General features: G+C 72.3%; 12 protein-coding genes and 1 pseudogene. 9 read left to right on the top strand and 4 right to left on the bottom strand.

What is annotated here, in order from left to right; genetic code table 11:
- Window positions 1-120 precede the first annotated feature (120 nt).
- Window positions 121-861, bottom strand: a complete 741-nt coding sequence (locus tag ACFW1I_RS30395) for a GntR family transcriptional regulator (protein ID WP_384675928.1) — start codon at window positions 859-861, stop codon at window positions 121-123.
- A 355-nt stretch (window positions 862-1,216) separates the two neighbouring features.
- Here ACFW1I_RS30395 and ACFW1I_RS30390 point away from each other — a divergent pair, with 355 nt between their 5' ends.
- Window positions 1,217-2,053 (top strand): alpha/beta fold hydrolase, encoded by an 837-nt coding sequence (locus tag ACFW1I_RS30390; protein WP_384675926.1) that lies wholly within the window; start codon window positions 1,217-1,219, stop codon window positions 2,051-2,053.
- A gap of 51 nt (window positions 2,054-2,104) precedes the next feature.
- On the opposite strand, the pseudogene ACFW1I_RS30385 reads toward ACFW1I_RS30390, so the two are convergent.
- Window positions 2,105-2,941 (bottom strand): annotated as a pseudogene (locus ACFW1I_RS30385) (DMT family transporter); the annotation flags it as partial.
- Window positions 2,942-2,988: 47 nt separating this feature from the next.
- On the opposite strand from ACFW1I_RS30385, the gene ACFW1I_RS30380 reads away from it, so the two are divergent.
- From ACFW1I_RS30380 to ACFW1I_RS30360, 5 genes are all read left to right on the top strand, one after another.
- On the top strand, window positions 2,989-4,467 hold the full coding sequence (locus ACFW1I_RS30380) for a PLP-dependent aminotransferase family protein (RefSeq protein ID WP_384675924.1): 1,479 nt from the start codon (window positions 2,989-2,991) through the stop codon (window positions 4,465-4,467).
- 150 nt (window positions 4,468-4,617) lie between these two features.
- Window positions 4,618-6,231 (top strand): alkaline phosphatase D family protein, encoded by a 1,614-nt coding sequence (locus ACFW1I_RS30375; protein WP_384675922.1) that lies wholly within the window; start codon window positions 4,618-4,620, stop codon window positions 6,229-6,231.
- Between the two features lie 85 nt (window positions 6,232-6,316).
- Entirely contained in the window at window positions 6,317-7,684 is a 1,368-nt protein-coding gene (locus ACFW1I_RS30370; protein WP_384675953.1) for an SWIM zinc finger family protein, read from the top strand.
- Window positions 7,681-10,449, top strand: coding sequence for a DUF6493 family protein (locus tag ACFW1I_RS30365; RefSeq protein WP_384675920.1), 2,769 nt, complete (start codon window positions 7,681-7,683; stop codon window positions 10,447-10,449). The genes ACFW1I_RS30370 and ACFW1I_RS30365 overlap by 4 nt, the downstream gene beginning before the upstream one ends.
- A gap of 88 nt (window positions 10,450-10,537) precedes the next feature.
- Window positions 10,538-11,959 carry a GNAT family N-acetyltransferase gene (locus tag ACFW1I_RS30360; protein ID WP_384675919.1) on the top strand — a complete coding sequence of 474 codons (1,422 nt, stop codon included), beginning with the start codon at window positions 10,538-10,540 and terminating at the stop codon, window positions 11,957-11,959.
- Here ACFW1I_RS30360 and ACFW1I_RS30355 read toward each other — a convergent pair.
- Window positions 11,886-13,097 carry a trans-sulfuration enzyme family protein gene (locus ACFW1I_RS30355; protein ID WP_384675917.1) on the bottom strand — a complete coding sequence of 404 codons (1,212 nt, stop codon included), beginning with the start codon at window positions 13,095-13,097 and terminating at the stop codon, window positions 11,886-11,888. The genes ACFW1I_RS30360 and ACFW1I_RS30355 overlap by 74 nt on opposite strands.
- A 59-nt stretch (window positions 13,098-13,156) precedes the next feature.
- On the opposite strand from ACFW1I_RS30355, the gene ACFW1I_RS30350 reads away from it, so the two are divergent.
- The 3 genes from ACFW1I_RS30350 to ACFW1I_RS30340 all read left to right on the top strand — a co-directional run bounded on the left by ACFW1I_RS30350 (window position 13,157) and on the right by ACFW1I_RS30340 (window position 15,934).
- A complete protein-coding gene (locus ACFW1I_RS30350; RefSeq protein WP_384675915.1) occupies window positions 13,157-13,654 on the top strand; it encodes an Lrp/AsnC family transcriptional regulator in 498 nt (165 codons plus the stop codon).
- 40 nt (window positions 13,655-13,694) lie between these two features.
- Window positions 13,695-15,404: a DUF885 domain-containing protein gene (locus ACFW1I_RS30345; protein ID WP_384675913.1), complete on the top strand. Its 1,710-nt coding sequence runs from the start codon at window positions 13,695-13,697 to the stop codon at window positions 15,402-15,404.
- 83 nt (window positions 15,405-15,487) lie between these two features.
- Window positions 15,488-15,934 carry an Lrp/AsnC family transcriptional regulator gene (locus ACFW1I_RS30340; protein ID WP_384675951.1) on the top strand — a complete coding sequence of 149 codons (447 nt, stop codon included), beginning with the start codon at window positions 15,488-15,490 and terminating at the stop codon, window positions 15,932-15,934.
- Here ACFW1I_RS30340 and ACFW1I_RS30335 read toward each other — a convergent pair.
- Window positions 15,924-16,995 (bottom strand): SbcC/MukB-like Walker B domain-containing protein (locus ACFW1I_RS30335; protein WP_384675911.1); only part of this gene is annotated, 1,072 nt, incomplete at its 5' end. The two genes, ACFW1I_RS30340 and ACFW1I_RS30335, sit on opposite strands and share 11 nt — an antisense overlap.

Here is a 16,995-nt window from a genome sequence, read left to right as displayed (position 1 = left end):
CCGTCGGCTCCGCCTCCGGCGTGGCCTCGGCGGTGGGCGCGGGCTCGGGGCTGGGCTCCGCCACGTCCGCGTCCGCGTCGAGGTTGGCGGCGGCCTCGGGGGCCGCCGCGGCATTCTGGGTCAGGAGGCCATCGCCAGGTCGACGGAGTCGCCGAAGGTGAGGCGGCAGGTGTCGGCGCGGTAGGTAGCGACGGAGACGGCCGCGGTACGGCCGCCGGAGAGGTAGCGGGTCGTCACGACCAGCACCGGCGAGCCCGGCAGGCGGTCCAGCTCCTTGGCGTCGTCCGCGCGCGCGGAACCCAGCTCCACCGAACGGTCCTGGCCGTCGAGGGCCAGGTGCTGGAGCTCGCGCAGCACGACGCGGGCGCGGGCGGGCCCGGCGGGGGCGTCGATCGCGGCGAGTCCGGCGACCGAGCCGGCGGGCACGTACAGCAGCTCCGCGGCGACGGGCTGGCCCTGGCTGAGGCGCACCCGCCGCACCAGGTGCACGTCCTCGTCGGCCGGGATCTCCAGCAGCCGCGCGACGGCGGCGGGGGCCTTGCCGAGGACGGCGTCCTGCGCCTCCCAGGCGTCGTCACCGACACCGGGCCATGCCTGCTGCGTGGTCGAGACGTCGACGCCGACGCGCGGGGGCGCGACCGTCGTGCCGACACCGCGGCGGCGCTGGAGGCGCCCTTCCAGCTCCAGCTGCTCCAGAGCCTGGCGGAGCGTGGCCCGGGCGACGCCGAAGCGGGCCGCGAGCTCACGCTCGTTGGGCAGGATCTCACCGACCGCGAAGTCCGAGTCGAGTGCTTCGCCGATCACCGTCTTGAGGTGCTGGTACTTCGGTTCCTGGACCGATTCCAGCTGCGTGGTCCCCACCCTGTCCTCCGCAATTCGCCGTGTCCCGCGGCGTTTCCGCGCCCTTGTTTATTAAAGGTTCCTGCACTAACTCTGCGACCATAAGGCGAGCCACCACCTTGGTCAAGACCAATCCTCCGCCGAACGTCCGGAAATGTGACCCTCTGACCTTGATCGTTCACAGGACGTTCGCACCCCCGTGAGGCGGACACAGCCGGAAGCCCCGCTCACCGGTCCGGTGGGCGGGGCTTCTGGGACGGAGGGGACGAGGGCCGCGATCCGGCGGCACCACTTTCCGCAGGGCTCTTGTACTCAGGACTACCGACCAGTAAATCTTGCTGACAGGACGTCTAAGAGGATGTACGAGGGAGCCTCCATGTCGGCACGGATCGCGTTCGAGTTCGAGACCCCGCGGGGTCGCCGCACCACGTCCCTGACGTACGAGCGCCGCGGAACGGGTGCGCCGCTGCTCCTCCTCCACGGGATCGGCCACCACTGGCAGGCGTGGGAGCCGGTCCTCGACCTCCTGGCCACGGAACGCGACGTCATCGCCGTCGACCTGCCCGGGTTCGGCGCCTCCGACGGCCTCCCGCAGGGCTGCGCCTACGACCTGACGACCGTCACGCCCGTACTCGCCGCCTTCTGCGCGGCCCTCGGCGTCGACCGGCCGCACGTGGCGGGCAACTCGCTCGGCGGACTGCTCGCGCTCCAGCTCGGCCGCGAGAAGGCCGTCCGCTCGGTCACGGCCCTCTCCCCCGCCGGCTTCTGGACCGAGAGCGAGCGCCGGTACGCCTTCGGCACCCTGCGCGCCATGCGCGGCGCGGCCCTGTCGATGCCCGTCCCCCTCATCGACCGCCTGTCCCGGACCCCGGCCGGGCGCACGGCGCTCACCAGCACCATCTACGCCCGCCCGGGCCGCCGCTCACCCGAGGCGGTCGTCGCCGAGACGCTGGCGCTGCGCGAGGCCACCGGCTTCCACCAGACCCTCGCCGCGGGGCGAACCGTCCTCTTCCGCGACGACATCCCGTCGCTGCCGGTCACCGTCGCCTGGGGCACCCGCGACCGCCTGCTGCTGCGCCGCCAGGGCGTCCGCGCCAAGCAGACCATCCCCGGCGCGCGCCTGGTGCGCCTCCCTGGCTGCGGCCACGTCCCGATGAACGACGACCCCGCCCTCGTCACGCGCGTGATCCTCGACGGCAGTGCCACCGACTGAACCGGCCGGCGCCTTCCGCCCGATCAGCAGCCCGGTGCCGAGCGCGGCCCCGGCTCCCACGAGAAGACCGCCCACGGCCTGCGGCAGTCCGAGCGTGGCCTCTCCGACCGCGGCCGCGCTCAGCGCGGCCGTCACGGGGATGGCGCCGGTATAGAGCGTGGCACGCTCCATACCGATGCGCTCGACGCCCATGTAGAAGAGGACGAACCCGACGACGGTCGCGAGCACCGCCTGCCACAGCAGGGCACCCGTCTCCACCGCGGTCGGCATCCGCACGACACCGGCACCGTCCACGACGATCCCGAGCAGCGCCGCCTCCACCGCGCCGACCCCGCAGACGGCGACCGTGAGCAGGCGGGCACCGAGCGGCCGCAGCACGGGCACCGCGAGCACGGTGAACCCGACCTCGCCGCCGAGCGCCGCCACCGACCAGCCGAGCCCCGCCAGATCGGTGTGCCCCCACCCCTGCACGGTGAAGGCGCCGGCCGCGACGAGCAGAGCCCCGTACATCACAATCGGCGCGGGCCGCCTCCCTTCGAGCAGCGGAACGAGGACGGCGACCACGATCGGGGCGCACCCGACGACGACTCCGGGGACGGCGGGTTCGGCGGTGCGCTCGGCGGCGAGGACGGCGAGGTTGAAGCCGACCATGCCGACGGCGGCCAGGACCGCGATCCGCAGCCATTGCCCGGGGCCGAGCCGTCGCAGCGGGGCGAGCCCTCCCCGGCCGAGGAGCGGAAGCAGCAGCAGACAGGCGGCACCGTAACGGAGGGCCTGCCCGCCCGCGTACGGGTAGTCGCCGAGCAGACCGTTGGCGGTGAAGGAAGCACCGACGAGGGCGTAGGCGAGGGTCACGAGCAGGACTCCGCGCAGGGCGTTCGCGTTCATGGTCCTGACGCTAGGGAGCGGAGCGGCCCGGTTTAAGGTCCACTTCCATGACGCCATCGGGGACCACTTCGGACGCGGCGCCGGTACCGCCGGCCAGGGACGCCGACGCACAACCGGCCTGGGAGCTGCTGCTTCCCGCCGCGGAGGCACCCGCGCGCCGGCGCGGCCGCGCGCTGCAGGAAGCCCTGCGCGAGGCGGTGCGGACCGGACGGCTCACGGCCGGTACCCGTCTGCCGTCGAGCCGAGCGCTCGCCGCAGACCTGGGAGTCTCCCGCGGCCTGGTCACGGAGGCGTACGAGCAGCTGACGGCCGAGGGCTACCTGCGCAGCGGCCGGGGTTCGGGGACCTGGGTGAGCGGCGCGGTCGGTACGGCGCGGGCGACCACGCCCTCCGACCGGAACACCCCTGCGGCCTCGGATCCGTACGGCTCCGGCGTCACGGTGGACTTCCGACCGGGCACCCCCGATCTGTCCCTCTTCCCGCGCACGGCCTGGGCGGCGGCGCAGCGAACGGTGCTCACCGAGCTGCCGCATCAGGCACTCGGGTATCCGGATCCACGGGGGCTGCCCGCGCTGCGTTCGGCGCTCGCGTCCCTACTGGCCAGGCGCAGGGGTGTGGTGGCCGATCTCGATCGCCTGGTGGTGTGTTCGGGCGTCGCTCAAGCGGCGACGCTGCTCGGGTTCGCGCTCCGGTCTCGGGGACACGAGGAAGTGGGCGTGGAGGACCCCGGCAGCCCCGAGCACGCTCGGCTCTTCGCGGCGACCGGCCTGAAGTCGGTATGGCTGCCGCTCGACGAGGAGGGACTGCGTGCCGAACCCCTCAGAGCGGCGGGGCTTCGGGCCGTGGTGGTGACGCCGTCGCACCAGTTCCCGTCCGGGATCGCGTGGTCGGCGGAGCGACGCGGAATGCTCCTGGACTGGGCGCGGACGGTGGACGGCTACGTACTGGAGGACGACTACGACGGCGACTTCCGATACGACCGCGCCCCGGTAGGAGCGCTCCAGGGGCTGGATCCCGAGCGGGTCGTCTACGCCGGCTCGGTGAGCAAGTCCCTCGCCCCGGGGTTGCGGCTGGGCTGGATGGTGCTGCCGGAGGCTCTCGTCGACGACGTCGTCGAACGGAAGCGGACGATGGATCTGGGGCACCCGGCGCTCGACCAGGCGGCGTTGGCGCACATGGTGTCGAGTGGGGGTTACGACCGGCAGTTGCGGCGTTGCCAGCGCATGTACCGGGAGCGGCGTGACGCTCTGTTGGCCGCGCTGGCGAAGTACTTCCCGGGGGCGGAGGTCACGGGCATCGCGGCCGGGCTGCACGTCATCGCCCGCCTCCCGGTGCGGTACGGGCCGGCGGAACGGTTCCTGGCCGGGGCGGCGAGCGTGGGCGTGGCGCTGCGGCCGCTCGAGGAGTACGGGACGGCACGCCCCTCGGACGGGGCCGTACGACTCGTCATCGGATACGCGCATCTGGCACCGACGGCGATCTCGGCAGGGGTACGACGCGTGGCGGAGGCTCTGGGGGATGGCTGAGTCGGGGAGGGTCTTCTGTTCACGCGGGGTTCGCGCGGCCGCTGCTCCCGGCGATTAGTCAGGGGTCCGGTGCGAACCCTCGTGCCGGACGCCGACTTTGACGTCGTCGCCATGACGTCGTGTCGGCCCTGATCCGCTCTCGGAGGCCACATGTCCAAGAACCCGCCCGGCTCCCACGCCGCCACCCCGGCCACGCTTCCTTCCGCTCCCGCCCGCCGCAGCGTGCTGCGCGGCTCGCTCGCCGCCACCGCCGGGATCGCTCTGGGCGGCGCCGGTCTCGCGGCGCCGGCCTTCGCCCTCTCGGGACGCCCTGCGGCGCGGTGGGGTGTGCAGACCGGTGACGTCACGGCCCGTTCGGGGCTGGTGTGGGTCCGGTCGGACCGGCCCGCCCGGATGATCGTCGAGACGTCCGCGACGGAATCGTTCCGACGGGTTCGCCGTCATCATGGCCCGCTGCTGGGCGCGGGCACCGACTTCACGGGCACGACGTTCCTGCGGGGCCTGCCGCCCGGCGAGCAGGTCCACTACCGGGTCGTCCTCGCCGACGTCGACGATCCGCGCCGTACGAGCGAGCCGGTCCTCGGCACGTTTCGTACGGCTCCGGAGCGGCGTCGCGACGGCGTGCGCTTCCTCTGGTCCGGGGACATCGCCGGGCAGGGCTGGGGCATCAACCCGGACATCGGCGGGTTCCGCGCCTTCGAGGCCATGCGCCGCCTCGACCCGGACTTCTTCCTGTGCAGCGGTGACACCGTCTATGCCGACGGGCCGCTGCAGCCGTCCGTGACGCTTCCCGACGGACGGATCTGGCGCAACCTGGTGACGCCGGAGAAGGCGAAGGTCGCCGAGACTCTCGACGAGTACCGGGGCAACTTCCGCTACAACCTGCTCGACCAGAACGTCCGGGCGTTCAACGCTCAGGTGCCGACGGTGGCCCAGTGGGACGACCACGAGGTGCGCAACAACTGGTACCCGGGGCAGATCCTCGACGACGCACGGTACGCGGAGAAGGACGTGGACGTGCTGGCCTCCCGTGCGTCGCAGGCCTTCTCCGAGTACTTCCCGGTCTCGACGATGCAGCCCGGTTCCGGCGCCGGGGGCCGGATGCACCGGGTGGTGCGATACGGGCCGCTCCTTGATGTCTTCGTGCTGGACATGCGCTCCTACCGCAATGCCAACTCGCCCGGCCGGCAGGCGGACGACACCACCGGCATCCTGGGTGCCGAGCAGCTGGCCTGGCTGAAGCACGAGCTGACCCGTTCACGGGCGGTATGGAAGGTGCTGGCCGCGGACATGCCGATCGGACTGGTCGTGCCGGACGGCTCCACCGCCTTCGAAGCGATCGCGCAGGGCGACCCGGGCGCTCCGCTCGGACGAGAGCTGCAGATCGCCGAGCTGCTGCGGTTCATCAAGCACCGTCGGATCACCGGCACGGTGTGGTTGACGGCGGACGTGCATTACACCTCGGCGCAGCACTACGCACCGGAGCGGGCCGCCTTCCAGGATTTCGCTCCTTTCTGGGAGTTCGTGTCGGGTCCGCTGGCCGCGGGTGGTTTCCCGGCGAACAAGCTGGACTCGACGTTCGGCCCGGAGCGCGTGTTCGTGCGAGCGCCGGAGCGGGCGAACGTGTCACCGATGGAGAGCCCGCAGTATTTCGGTGAGGTGGACATCGATGGAGGCAGCGGCGAGCTGACGGTGCGTCTGCGAGGGGATGACGACACCGTGCTGTTCACCAAGGTGCTGCGGCCGGGCTTGGTGGGACAGTAGCTCCGTTTCCGGTTGAACGGAGTTATCCACAGGCCGGCCTGTGGATGCGAGCGGGATGTCAGTGGCGGGCCCTACGGTCGATTCCATGACGCGATCCGTACAGGCGCTCGCCTACGCACGCCCATCTTCCCTTGAGTCCACGGCTTCCGGTCGGCTCCTCGGTCTGGAGACGGCCGGAGGTACGACACCTCGTGGCGCCGAGGCCCATCCCCGGTTCTTCGCCGGATTCCTGACTGCTCCTCAGATCGCCGCGCGTGGTCTGCTGGCGGTCGCGGACGTGGCTGCGGCCCGCTACTACCAGCGGATGAGACCGGGCTCGCTGGATCCTGTCGTGACAGGGAACGGGGACCGTCTGAGGTTCGAGTCCTTCTCCGGATGCGGCGGGGTGTACGCACGGCTCGACGTGCTCGACGAGGGTCTCGGCGGGACGGAGACAGGTCACGGCACCACCAACGTGGATGTGAACGACCCGCTGCGCGAGGCACTTTCGCGGATGACCGGTGATGATCCGATGCATCTGCGGGTGGGACCCGACGAGATGGCGGTCACGACGCTCGGCGGATCGGTGGTGGAGAAGAAGGTTCCCCTGCCCGACCGCTGGCTGAGGGGCTTCGCGGAGGCACAGGTGGCTTCGGCCCGGTTCGACCTGCGGGCCGAGCTCACCGGTGCGGAGGCAGTTCGGTTCCTTCGCAGGTTGCCCCGTACGCAGAGCCGGGGGCGGGCGCCGCTGTGGGTGGTCCAGGCCGGCCGGACTCTGCGTCCGACGACACGACCTGGCCCTGGCGCCGTATGCCTGCCGGGCCCGGACCGGCTGATCGCCCTGGAGCGGGTGCTGCGCTTTGCCACGGCACTTCGTGTCTACGGGCCGGTGCCTGACGGCATGGCCGCGCCCAGTGCCTGGGAAGTGACCTTGCCGGGCATGCGACTGACTCTCACCCTCTCCCCCGATCCCGCCCGCGGCTTCTCCGGGGAGGGTGGAGTGCTCGAAGCCCTCGCCACGGACGACGCTGCGGCGGACGCGGAACTGATCGCCGTCCTCCTCGCCTGGGAGCCGAGGATCGATCCGGCCGATCTCGCGGAACAGTCCGGTCTCACCGCGGATCGGGTCCGCGCGGCCCTGACCCGGCTGGGCACGGCCGGGCGGGTGGGTTACGACGTCGCGGATGCCGCGTACTTCCACCGGGAGCTCCCCTACGACGCGGACCGGGCCGAACGGCACAACCCACGGCTCGTCTCCGCGCGACGGCTGGTGGCGGAGGACGCGGTGACTCTCGAAGGGGAGATGGCGACGGTGGTCTCGGGCGAGCGGCGCTACCGCGTCAGGGAAGCCGACGGGGTGCTGAGCTGCACCTGCCCGTGGTGGACGGACTACCGCGGGCGCCGTGGGCCGTGCAAGCACGCCTTGGCGGTACGCATGGTGCGTCGCGGCGCGGGAGGGGCGTCGGCGGCATGACGGCGGGTGACGCGCCGCAGATGGGGTGCGGCGATGCAGGAAACGAGCAACCCATGGGGGTGGAGATGACGACAGAGGTACTCACCGGGACGAGCGACGCCAGTGGCGTCGACGCGCTGATGAGGGCAGTGCGCGCCGGTCGCGCGGGCGAGGTTCCGGCACTTCTGGAACCGTTGGACGCCGACGCACGTGCGGAGGCGCTCCGGCAGCTCAAGGCGCTGCGCTCCGAGGTGCGCTCCTGGGACTGGAACCGGTGGAAGGAGACAGCACGCGTCCGGCGGGCGTTGTACGTCGCGGGGGCCGGCTGCCACACGGGGGCCGCGGCGGCCGCGAGCTGGCTGGGCGGGCGCGATCTGCTCAGCTGGCGTACCGAGGACGGTGTCCTGGCTCTGCGGGTGCTCCTGGACCGGACGCCCGTGTGGCGTGCCGACGTCGCTCACCGCCTGGCGGCCAAGCCGACGGTCGCGGAGGAGAGCTACGGGTTGATCCGTGGGCTGGTCGAGAGCTCAGGAGCCACGGTGCCGGCGACGGACGGTTACGTACTCGGCTGGACGCGGAAGATCACGGACAGTGGGCTTCTGGAGAGCCTGAGGGCGGATCCGCAGACGCCTGTGCTCGTGAGCCACGCGCTCGCGATGCAGGAGACGCCGGACCAGATGGCCTCGTCGGGGGAGAGCGGCTCCGCGACGCACTGGCCCACAGCGCTGGCGACGCTGGTGAGCGAAGGAGTGCTCGACCGCGCGGAGGTGGTCGACCTGTGCGTATCGCGACTGCTGCGCGGCGGCCGCCAGCGCAACCTTCGGTTCCCCTTGGCGCTGTTGCAGTTGGTGCCACCGAACGCGGAGGAACGGCGGGACCGGATCGCCGACTGGATCGGCATGACCGCCGACGCGGTCTCTCCGGTGGCCGGATACGCGCAGAAGGCACTGTCCGGACTGGCGCTTGAGGGAGCGCTGCCCGGCGGGGCCTTCGCGGAGATGACGGCTGGGGTGCTGTTCCGCACGGAGAAGAAGCTGCTTCGAGCCCAGTTGTCGCTGGTCAACAGGGCTCTCGCCAAGAATCCGGCCCTCGCCGCCGAGGTGCTCCCCGTCGTCGCTGACGCCTTCGGCCACGGCGATTCGGAGATTCAGGAGCGCGCGCTGCAGATCGTGGCCCGTCATCTGAAAGCCGTCGACGAGGAGACGGGCCGGGTACTCGCCGAGGCGGCTTCCCTTCTCGGTCCCGCGCACCGGACCGCCGCCGAGGCGGTCTTCGGCAGCCTTGCAGGGACTCCCGACAGCCTGCCGTACGAGGAGATCCTGCCTCCCGTGCCGGAGCCAGAATTCCTGCCGGGACCGGAGGGGTCCCTGGAGGAACTGATGGAGGACTTGTTGGTCCAGCGGCGGCGGTCGGGCAGCGCGATGGAGTTCGAGAGGGCTCTCGACGGTCTGGTGCGCCACGCGCACGAGAACCGGGAGGGAGTTGCCGCCCATGTGCGGGAGGCGTTCGCCGACGCGTACTGGTGCGACACGAGCGCCTTCACGCACCACGTTGGATATGACTACTTCCAGAACGGTCCGCGCGGCGTGGAGGCCGTCCTCGCCTCACTCGTGGGGAAGGTGAAGCCGGAACGGGTCGAAGCGGGCCGCAATCAGCCCCTTCCGCCCAAGGCTTGTGTGCACGCAGCGATGGGGGCGACGCAGGAGGCACGGATCTGGGAGGTGGCTCACCTGATCGGCGGCGGAAAACTGCCGCTGCTCCTGTCCACACCGACCCGGCACACCGGGGGCATCGATCCCCTGGCCCTGGTGGGACGGCTCCGCGAGTACGCCGACGCCGGCCTCGAACCGGCGCCGGTGGATCTGGGCCACGCACTGCTGAGGGTGCGCCGGCAGGACCCGTCCGCCGGGCAGGCTGCCGAGCAGGCGGCGGCGCTGGGCAGCGAGGCGGGGGCACGGTTGGCGGCGTGGCTGCGGGCGGAGAACCCGCTGGCGGCGACCGTGCGCTTCCGTCCCCGAACGGACAAGGACTCGGACCGCTGGTGGCTGGTGAACCGGATCCTGGTCGAGATGGCGAAGCGCGCGGAGTTCAAGGAGGAGTTCCCGAAGACCTTCCACTGGCTCGCCGGTGGCCTGCTGCCGGACGCTCGAGGCTGCTACCACTGGGAGCAGGTCCCCGAGCAATGGGCCACGCTGCTGCCCGCTGATCGTGAGCTGCTCGCGGCCTTCCTGCTCTCCTCCATGGCGAGCGCGGTCGACGGCGATTCGGCACGCGACGTGACGGGCCCGCTGACCCTGCTCGCGGAGGGTGAAGGACAGGTGGGCCGGGCCGTCGCGCTGGTGCTGGCGTTCGGCCTCGGTTGCCGGGACGCGGACGACCGGCTGCGGGCCGTCGACGCCCTGCTCGTCCTGGCGGCACGCGGAGACCTCGACGCCCGCCAGGTGGGCAGGGATCTGGCCTGGCTCCTCGCCGAACGCTCGATGAAGCCCAACCGCCTCGCGGACGCGGCCCGGACCGCGGCCGCCACCGGCGCGTACGGCACCGTGTGGACGATTCTCTCGGAGGCGCTCCCGACACTCCTCGCGGCCGAGAAGCCCATGCGGGGCTTGGGCGAACTGCTGGCCATCGCGGCGGACTGCGTGGAGCGGTGCGGGGCGACCGGGGAACTGGCAGGGCTCGAACGGCACGCTTCGGCACGCGGCACGTCACAGTTGGTGACGCAGTCCAAGCGCCTCCTGAACGCACTCCGCCAAAAGACCGGTCAGGGCCCGACAGAATCGTCCTGAATCAGTCAGAAATCCTCCAGATCGCCACTTAACCCGCCAGTCACAAAGCGTTCGTGATCACGCAACACCTCTCGGTCACAGTGAAGTCATGACCGATGTGACGTCCTCGAAGAGCACCCGCCGTCCGCACCACTGGCGGCACGACCTGATCGAGCTCGCGGCCCTGTTCACCGCCGTGGTGGTGGCCGACACGATCGCCAAGACCATCGTCAAGGGACCCGACGGCCCCTACCTCCTGGTGTTCTCGGCCATCGCGCTGGTCGCCACCGCCGGCTTCCACACGTGGTGGGCACGAAGGCACAGTCATGCTCCACCCACCACCCGAACGACCACACCCACAGCCTCCGTCGCCCCCGAGGGGCACACCGACCGCCACGCGGATCAGGAAGACCCGGCCCCGGCAGCCGTCGAGACCGTGCTGTGGCGGATGAGGACCACGGTCGACGACGCCCCGGGCAGCCTGGCCGCCCTGTGCGTGGTGCTCGCCCGGCTCGGCGTGGACATCCTCACCCTGCAGACCCACCCGCTGACCGAAGGCACGGTGGACGAGTTCCTGCTCCGTGCTCCGGCAAGCCTCTCGTCCGCCGATGTCGCCCGCGAGATCGGCACCGCCGGCGGCCGTGACACCTGGACGGAACGGGCGGACACCCATGACCTGGTGGACACGCCCACCCGAGTCCTGGGCCTCGCCACGCGCACCGCACTCGATGCCGCCGAACTGCCCCTCGCCCTCCGGCATCTCCTCGGTCGGTGCACCCTCCACTCCGTGCCGGCCGTCTCGCTGACCGGCCGCCCGACCGGCGAGCAGGCACCTGTCGAGGGCGTACTCGAAGAGACCGTCATGAAGCTGCGCGACCCGAGTGGGGGCACGCTGCTGATCGAGCGACCCTACCTCCCCTTCACCCCGACGGAGTTCGCCCGAGCCCGCGCCCTCGTCGAACTCGACGCGCGACTCGGCCCCCGCGTCCCCCGCAGCCAGGACGTGCTCACCCTGCCCGAGGGGAACGAGATCACCGTCCGCCGCGCGGACCAGCGCGACCTGTCGGCCGCCCGTGCCATGCACGACCGGTGCTCGGCACGCACTCTGAGCCTGCGCTACCACGGTCCGGTCGGCGACGCGGACCGCTACCTCGACCATCTGTTGAGCCCCCGGTTCGGGCGCACCCTCGCCGTGCAGACCGCGTCCGGGCGCCTCGTCGCCCTCGGGCACCTGCTGTGGGACGGTGACGAGACCGAGGTGGCGCTCCTGGTCGAGGACGACTGGCAGCGGCGCGGGATCGGCTCCGAACTCCTCGGCCGGCTCGTGGCGATGGCCGAGGAGGCCGGATGCGACAGCGTCTACGCCGTGACTCAGGCGTCCAACACCGGCATGGTGGCAGCCATGCGGGCGCTGAACCTGCCCCTCGACTACCAGATCGAGGAAGGAACGCTGGTGATCACCGCTCGGCTGGACTCGGCACCGCGACGGAGTGAGCGGACGCAGCGACAGGCTCGCCAGAGCGAGCGCTGAGCGCCTGGGTGAGGTCGCGCCACAGGTCCTCGACGTCCTCCAGGCCCACCGACATCCGCAGCAGCCGATCGCTGACGCCCGCGGCACGGCGGTCGCCCTCGTGCACGATGCGGTGGCTGATGGAGGCCGGGTGCTGGATCAGGGTGTCGACGCTGCCGAGGCTGACCGCCGGGGTGATCAGCCTGACCCCGGCGATCACCTCGTGCGGGTCGCCGTAGACCTCGAAGGCGACCATCGCGCCGCCGATCGCCGGGTAGTGCACACGGGCGATCCGCGGGTCGGTGGCCAGGCGCCGTACCAGCTCCGCGGCCGTCGCCGAGGCGGCGCGGACGCGCACCGGGAGGGTGGACAGACCCCGGAGCAGCAGATAGCCGGCGAGCGGGTGGAGCACACCGCCCGTGGCGAAGCGGACGCGACGGAGTTCGCGGGCGAACTCCTCGTCGCAGGCGACGACGCCGCCCATGACGTCGCCGTGGCCACCCAGGTACTTGGTGGCGCTGTGCAGGACGATGCGGGCGCCGAGGCCGACCGGGCGCTGGAGGACCGGAGTGGCGAAGGTGTTGTCGACGAGGAGCGGGACCGAGCCGCAGGAGTGGGCGACGGCGCGAATGTCGACCTCGGCCAGGGTCGGGTTGGCCGGGGACTCCACCATCACGAGGCCTGTGTCGGGACGGATGGCGTCGGCGACGCCCGCCGGGTCGGTCCAGGTGACCTCCGTGCCGAGCAGGCCGGCGTCCAGGAGGTGGTCGCTGCAGCCGTACAGCGGGCGGACCGCGACGACGTGCCGCAGACCCTGGCTCGCGCGGGCCAGCAGGACCGCGGTCAGGGCGGCCATGCCGCTCGCGAAGGCCACGGCGGCCTCGGCGCCCTCCAGCCGGGCCAGCGCCTCCTCGAAGCGGGCCACGGTCGGGTTGTCCAGGCGGGCGTAGACGGGCGGGCCTTCGAGGCGGGCGCCGGTGGCGGCGAACTCGTCGATGCGGGCGGCCTCCGCCCGGGCGTCGTACGACGGGTAGGTGGTGGACAGGTCGAGCGGCGGGGCGTGCACTCCGAGAGCGGCGAGGTCTTCGCGGCCGGCGTGCACGGCTTCGGTGGCGAGCGCCCTCGGGGTGGCCGAAGGGGCGTGATCCATGGCGTCCATGGCGGCACTGTGAACGGATACCCGGAAGTAGCGGCCAACATCCGTGCTACGTTCGGCCGATGGCCGAATCTGTCGTACTGGACGCGGTCGATCTGCACATTCTCCGCCTCCTGCAGAACGACGCCCGGACCACCTACCGCGAGCTCGCCGCCGAAGTCGGCGTAGCCCCCTCCACCTGCCTGGACCGAGTGGCCCGGCTACGGCGCACCGGTGTCGTGCTCGGGCACCAGCTGCGACTGGATCCGGCCAAACTCGGACGCGGTCTTGAGGCGCTTCTGCTGGTGCAGGTACGGCCTCACCGACGGGAACTGATCGGTCCGTTCGTCGACCGGATCCGGGCACTGCCCGAGTCCCGGGCGCTGTTCCACCTCACCGGCCCCGACGACTACCTGGTGCACGTGGCCGTCGCCGACCCCTCCGACCTGCAGCGACTCGTCCTCGACGAGTTCACCTCGCGGCGCGAGGTGGCACGGGTCGAGACCCGGCTGATCTTCCAGCAGTGGGACTGCGGACCCCTGATGCCGCCCGGCGCGGGAGCGTCCATGTCAGCCGCGTGAAGCCGGTGGAGGGTGACGGGAGACCGGCGGAGGCACCAGGATGAGACACATGCCAGAGAGTTCCCGCAGCAATCTGCCCCGTCAGGTCGCCGACGCCTATGTCGACGACCTCATCGCCCTCGACCCGATCACCGGCACCCATCTGGGTGTCCGGGAGAGCGCCGGCCGGCTTCCCGACTTCTCCCCCGAAGGCCAGGAGGCCGTGGCCGCGCTCGCCCGCCGGACCCTCGCCCTGCTCGACGAGGCCGAGCGGAACCCGGGCGCGGACAGCGACGCCGAGCGGCGCTGTGCCCGCCTGCTCCGGGAGCGGCTCACCGCCGAACTGGCCGTGCACGACGCCGACGAGGGGCTGTGCGCGGTCAGCAACATGCGTTCGCCGGTGCACAGCGTCCGGATCGTCTTCACGGTGACGCCCACCGAGACCGAGGACGACTGGAAGGCCGTCGCGCAGCGGCTGCGGGCCGTACCGGCCGCGCTCGAGGGGTACCGGGCCTCGCTCGCGCTCGGGCTGGAGCGCAAGCTGTTCGGCGGGCCGCGCGCCACCGCCACCTTCGTCGGCCAGCTCACCGACTGGGCGGGCGGCGACGGCGAGCCGGGCTGGTTCGAGCAGTACGCCGCGGCCCGCCCCGACACGCTCCCCGAGGAGCTGCGTACCGAGCTCGCCGCGGCCGCCACCGAGGCGAACGGTGCCGTCGCCGCGCTGCGCGACTGGATGCGCGACGTGTACGCCCCCGCCGTCGCCGACGCCCCCGACACCGTGGGCCGCGAGCGCTACCGGCGCTGGAGCCGGTACTTCAACGGCACCGACCTGGACCTCGACCAGGCGTACGCCTACGGCTGGTCCGAGTACCACCGCCTGCGCGGCGAGATGCACGCCGAGGCCGACCGGATCCTGCCCGGCTCCGACCCTTGGGCGGCGCTCGCGCACCTTGACGAGCACGGCACCCACATCGAGGGCGTCGAGGAGGTCCGCGAGTGGCTCCAGGCGCTCATGGACGAGGCGATCGACGCGCTCGACGGCACCCACTTCGAGCTCGCCGAGCGGGTGCGGAAGGTGGAGTCCCGGATCGCCCCGGCGGGCGGCGCCGCGGCCCCGTACTACACCGGACCCTCCGAGGACTTCTCGCGTCCGGGCCGCACCTGGCTGCCGGTGGACGGGCAGACCCGGTTCCCCGTGTACGACCTGGTGTCGACCTGGTACCACGAGGGCGTGCCCGGCCATCACCTCCAGATCGCGCAGTGGGTGCACGTCGCCGACAGCCTCTCCCGCTACCAGGCCACCATCGGCATGGTGAGCGCGAACGCGGAGGGCTGGGCGCTGTACGCGGAGCGGCTGATGGACGAGCTCGGCTTCCTGCCGGACGCCGAGCGCCGGCTCGGTTACCTGGACGCGCAGATGATGCGGGCCTGCCGGGTGATCGTGGACATCGGCATGCACCTGGAGCTGGAGATCCCGGCGGACTCGCCGTTCCACCCGGGCGAGCGGTGGACGCCGGAGCTGGCGCAGGAGTTCTTCCAGCGCCACAGCAGCCGGCCGCCGGCGTTCGTGGAGAGCGAGCTGACCCGCTATCTGTCGATGCCGGGCCAGGCCATCGGCTACAAGCTGGGCGAGCGCGCGTGGCTGCTCGGCCGTGAGCGCGCCCGCGAGGCGCACGGCGACGCCTTCGACGCGAAGGCGTGGCACATGGCCGCGCTGAGCCAGGGGCCGCTGGGCCTGGACGACCTCGTGGACGAGATCTCCCGGCTCTGATCGCAGCTCGCGGGAGGTTTCCCCGGCGGACGGCTTGATCCGCCGGGGAAACCCCTGTTTGCTCTGGTCCCATGAACGGTCCCGTGCACGACTACGCCCCGGACGCCACCGACTGGCGGATCCTCGACGCCCTCCAGGCCCAGGGCCGGGCCAGCTACGCCGAGCTCGCCCGCGCCGTGTCCATGTCGCCGTCGGCCGTGACGGAGCGGGTGCGCCGTCTGGAGGAGGCGGGGGTGATCACCGGGTACACCGCCGTGGTGGACCACGAGCGGCTCGGGCTGCCGATCCTCGCCTTCGTACGGCTCCGCTACCCGACCGGCAACTACAAGCCGTTCCACGACCTGGTCGCCGTCACCCCCGAGGTGCTGGAGGCGCACCACGTCACCGGCGACGACTGCTTCGTGATCAAGGTCGCCGCCCGCTCCATGCGGCACCTGGAGGAGATCTCCGGGAAGATCGGCACGCTCGGGTCGGTGACGACCAGCGTCGTCTATTCTTCACCGCTCCCCCGCCGCCCCGTCAGCCGCTGAGCCCGTCGCCGCCGGCCCGGAGGCGTACGGCCGAGCCGTGGCGGGACTTGGTGACCTCCAGTTGGGCCGGGATGCGGCGCCGGAGGTCGGCGACGTGGCTGACGATGCCGACGCTGCGGTCGCGTTCGCGCAGCGAGTCGAGGACGTCGAGGACCTCGTCGAGGGTCTGGTCGTCGAGGCTGCCGAAGCCCTCGTCGATGAAGAGGGTGTCGAGGCGGACGCCGCCGGCCTCGTCGGTGACGACGTCGGCGAGGCCGAGGGCGAGCGCGAGCGAGGCGAAGAACGTCTCGCCGCCGGAGAGGGTGGCGGTGTCGCGCGCGTTTCCGGTCCAGGAGTCGACGACGTGTAGTCCGAGGCCGCTGCGGCGGGCACCGGCGCGCGCGTCGGAGTGGACGAGGGTGTAGCGGCCGGAGGACATCCGCTGGAGGCGCGCGGAGGCGGCCGCGGCGACCTGTTCGAGCCGGGCGGCGAGGACGTACGACTCCAGGCGCATGCGGCGTTCGTTCTCGGCGGAGGTGCCGGCGGTGAGGCCGGCGAGTCGCGCCACCCGGTCGTGTTCGGTACGCAGCGGGCCCAGGCCCCGTACCTCGGCCACGGCCTGACGGGCGAGGCCGGCGAGTACCGTGACGCGCTCGCGGGCGGCGGCGAGCCCGGCGCCGGCGGCGCGCAGGGACCGTTCCGCGGCGGCGTGGACGGCCTCGGCGGCGGCCGGGTCGGCCGGCGGGAGGGCGGCGGCCTCCTCGATGCCGGGTTCGGCGAGCCGGTCGGCGACGGCCGCGGCCTCGGCCTGCCAGACGTCGAGCCGCTGCTGGCGGGAGCGGCGGCCGTGCTCGTCGAGGAGGGCCGCGGCGGCTTCGGCGGGGGTGTCGAAGCCGGCGCGGTAGGCGGCGTCGGCGAGCTGGGCGTCGGCCTTCTTGAGCCGGTCGGCGGCGAGTTCCTCGGCGCGTACGGCTCCGGCGGCGTCGACCAGGAGGGCGATGCGGCGCTCCAGGCGGGGGGGGGGGTGGGGCCCCGGGGGGGCCACCCCGCCGCCCCCGGCGCGCGACGACGCGGGGGCGGCG

Source organism: Streptomyces sp. NPDC058955 (assembly GCF_042741435.1).
GTDB lineage: Bacteria > Actinomycetota > Actinomycetes > Streptomycetales > Streptomycetaceae > Streptomyces.
The sequence above is the reverse complement of the archived record's forward strand: the minus strand, read 5'-3'. Positions and strand labels throughout refer to the sequence as shown.

What these genes read in the sequence shown, in the direction of transcription:
- ACFW1I_RS30390 (WP_384675926.1), top strand. Translation starts at nt 1,217, where the DNA reads ATGTCGGCACGGATCGCGTTCGAGTTCGAGACCCCGCGGGGTCGCCGC.
- ACFW1I_RS30380 (WP_384675924.1), top strand. Translation starts at nt 2,989, where the DNA reads ATGACGCCATCGGGGACCACTTCGGACGCGGCGCCGGTACCGCCGGCC.
- ACFW1I_RS30375 (WP_384675922.1), top strand. Translation starts at nt 4,618, where the DNA reads ATGTCCAAGAACCCGCCCGGCTCCCACGCCGCCACCCCGGCCACGCTT.
- ACFW1I_RS30370 (WP_384675953.1), top strand. Translation starts at nt 6,317, where the DNA reads ATGACGCGATCCGTACAGGCGCTCGCCTACGCACGCCCATCTTCCCTT.
- ACFW1I_RS30365 (WP_384675920.1), top strand. Translation starts at nt 7,681, where the DNA reads ATGACGGCGGGTGACGCGCCGCAGATGGGGTGCGGCGATGCAGGAAAC.
- ACFW1I_RS30360 (WP_384675919.1), top strand. Translation starts at nt 10,538, where the DNA reads ATGACCGATGTGACGTCCTCGAAGAGCACCCGCCGTCCGCACCACTGG.
- ACFW1I_RS30355 (WP_384675917.1), bottom strand. Translation starts at nt 13,097, where the DNA reads ATGGACGCCATGGATCACGCCCCTTCGGCCACCCCGAGGGCGCTCGCC.
- ACFW1I_RS30350 (WP_384675915.1), top strand. Translation starts at nt 13,157, where the DNA reads ATGGCCGAATCTGTCGTACTGGACGCGGTCGATCTGCACATTCTCCGC.
- ACFW1I_RS30345 (WP_384675913.1), top strand. Translation starts at nt 13,695, where the DNA reads ATGAGACACATGCCAGAGAGTTCCCGCAGCAATCTGCCCCGTCAGGTC.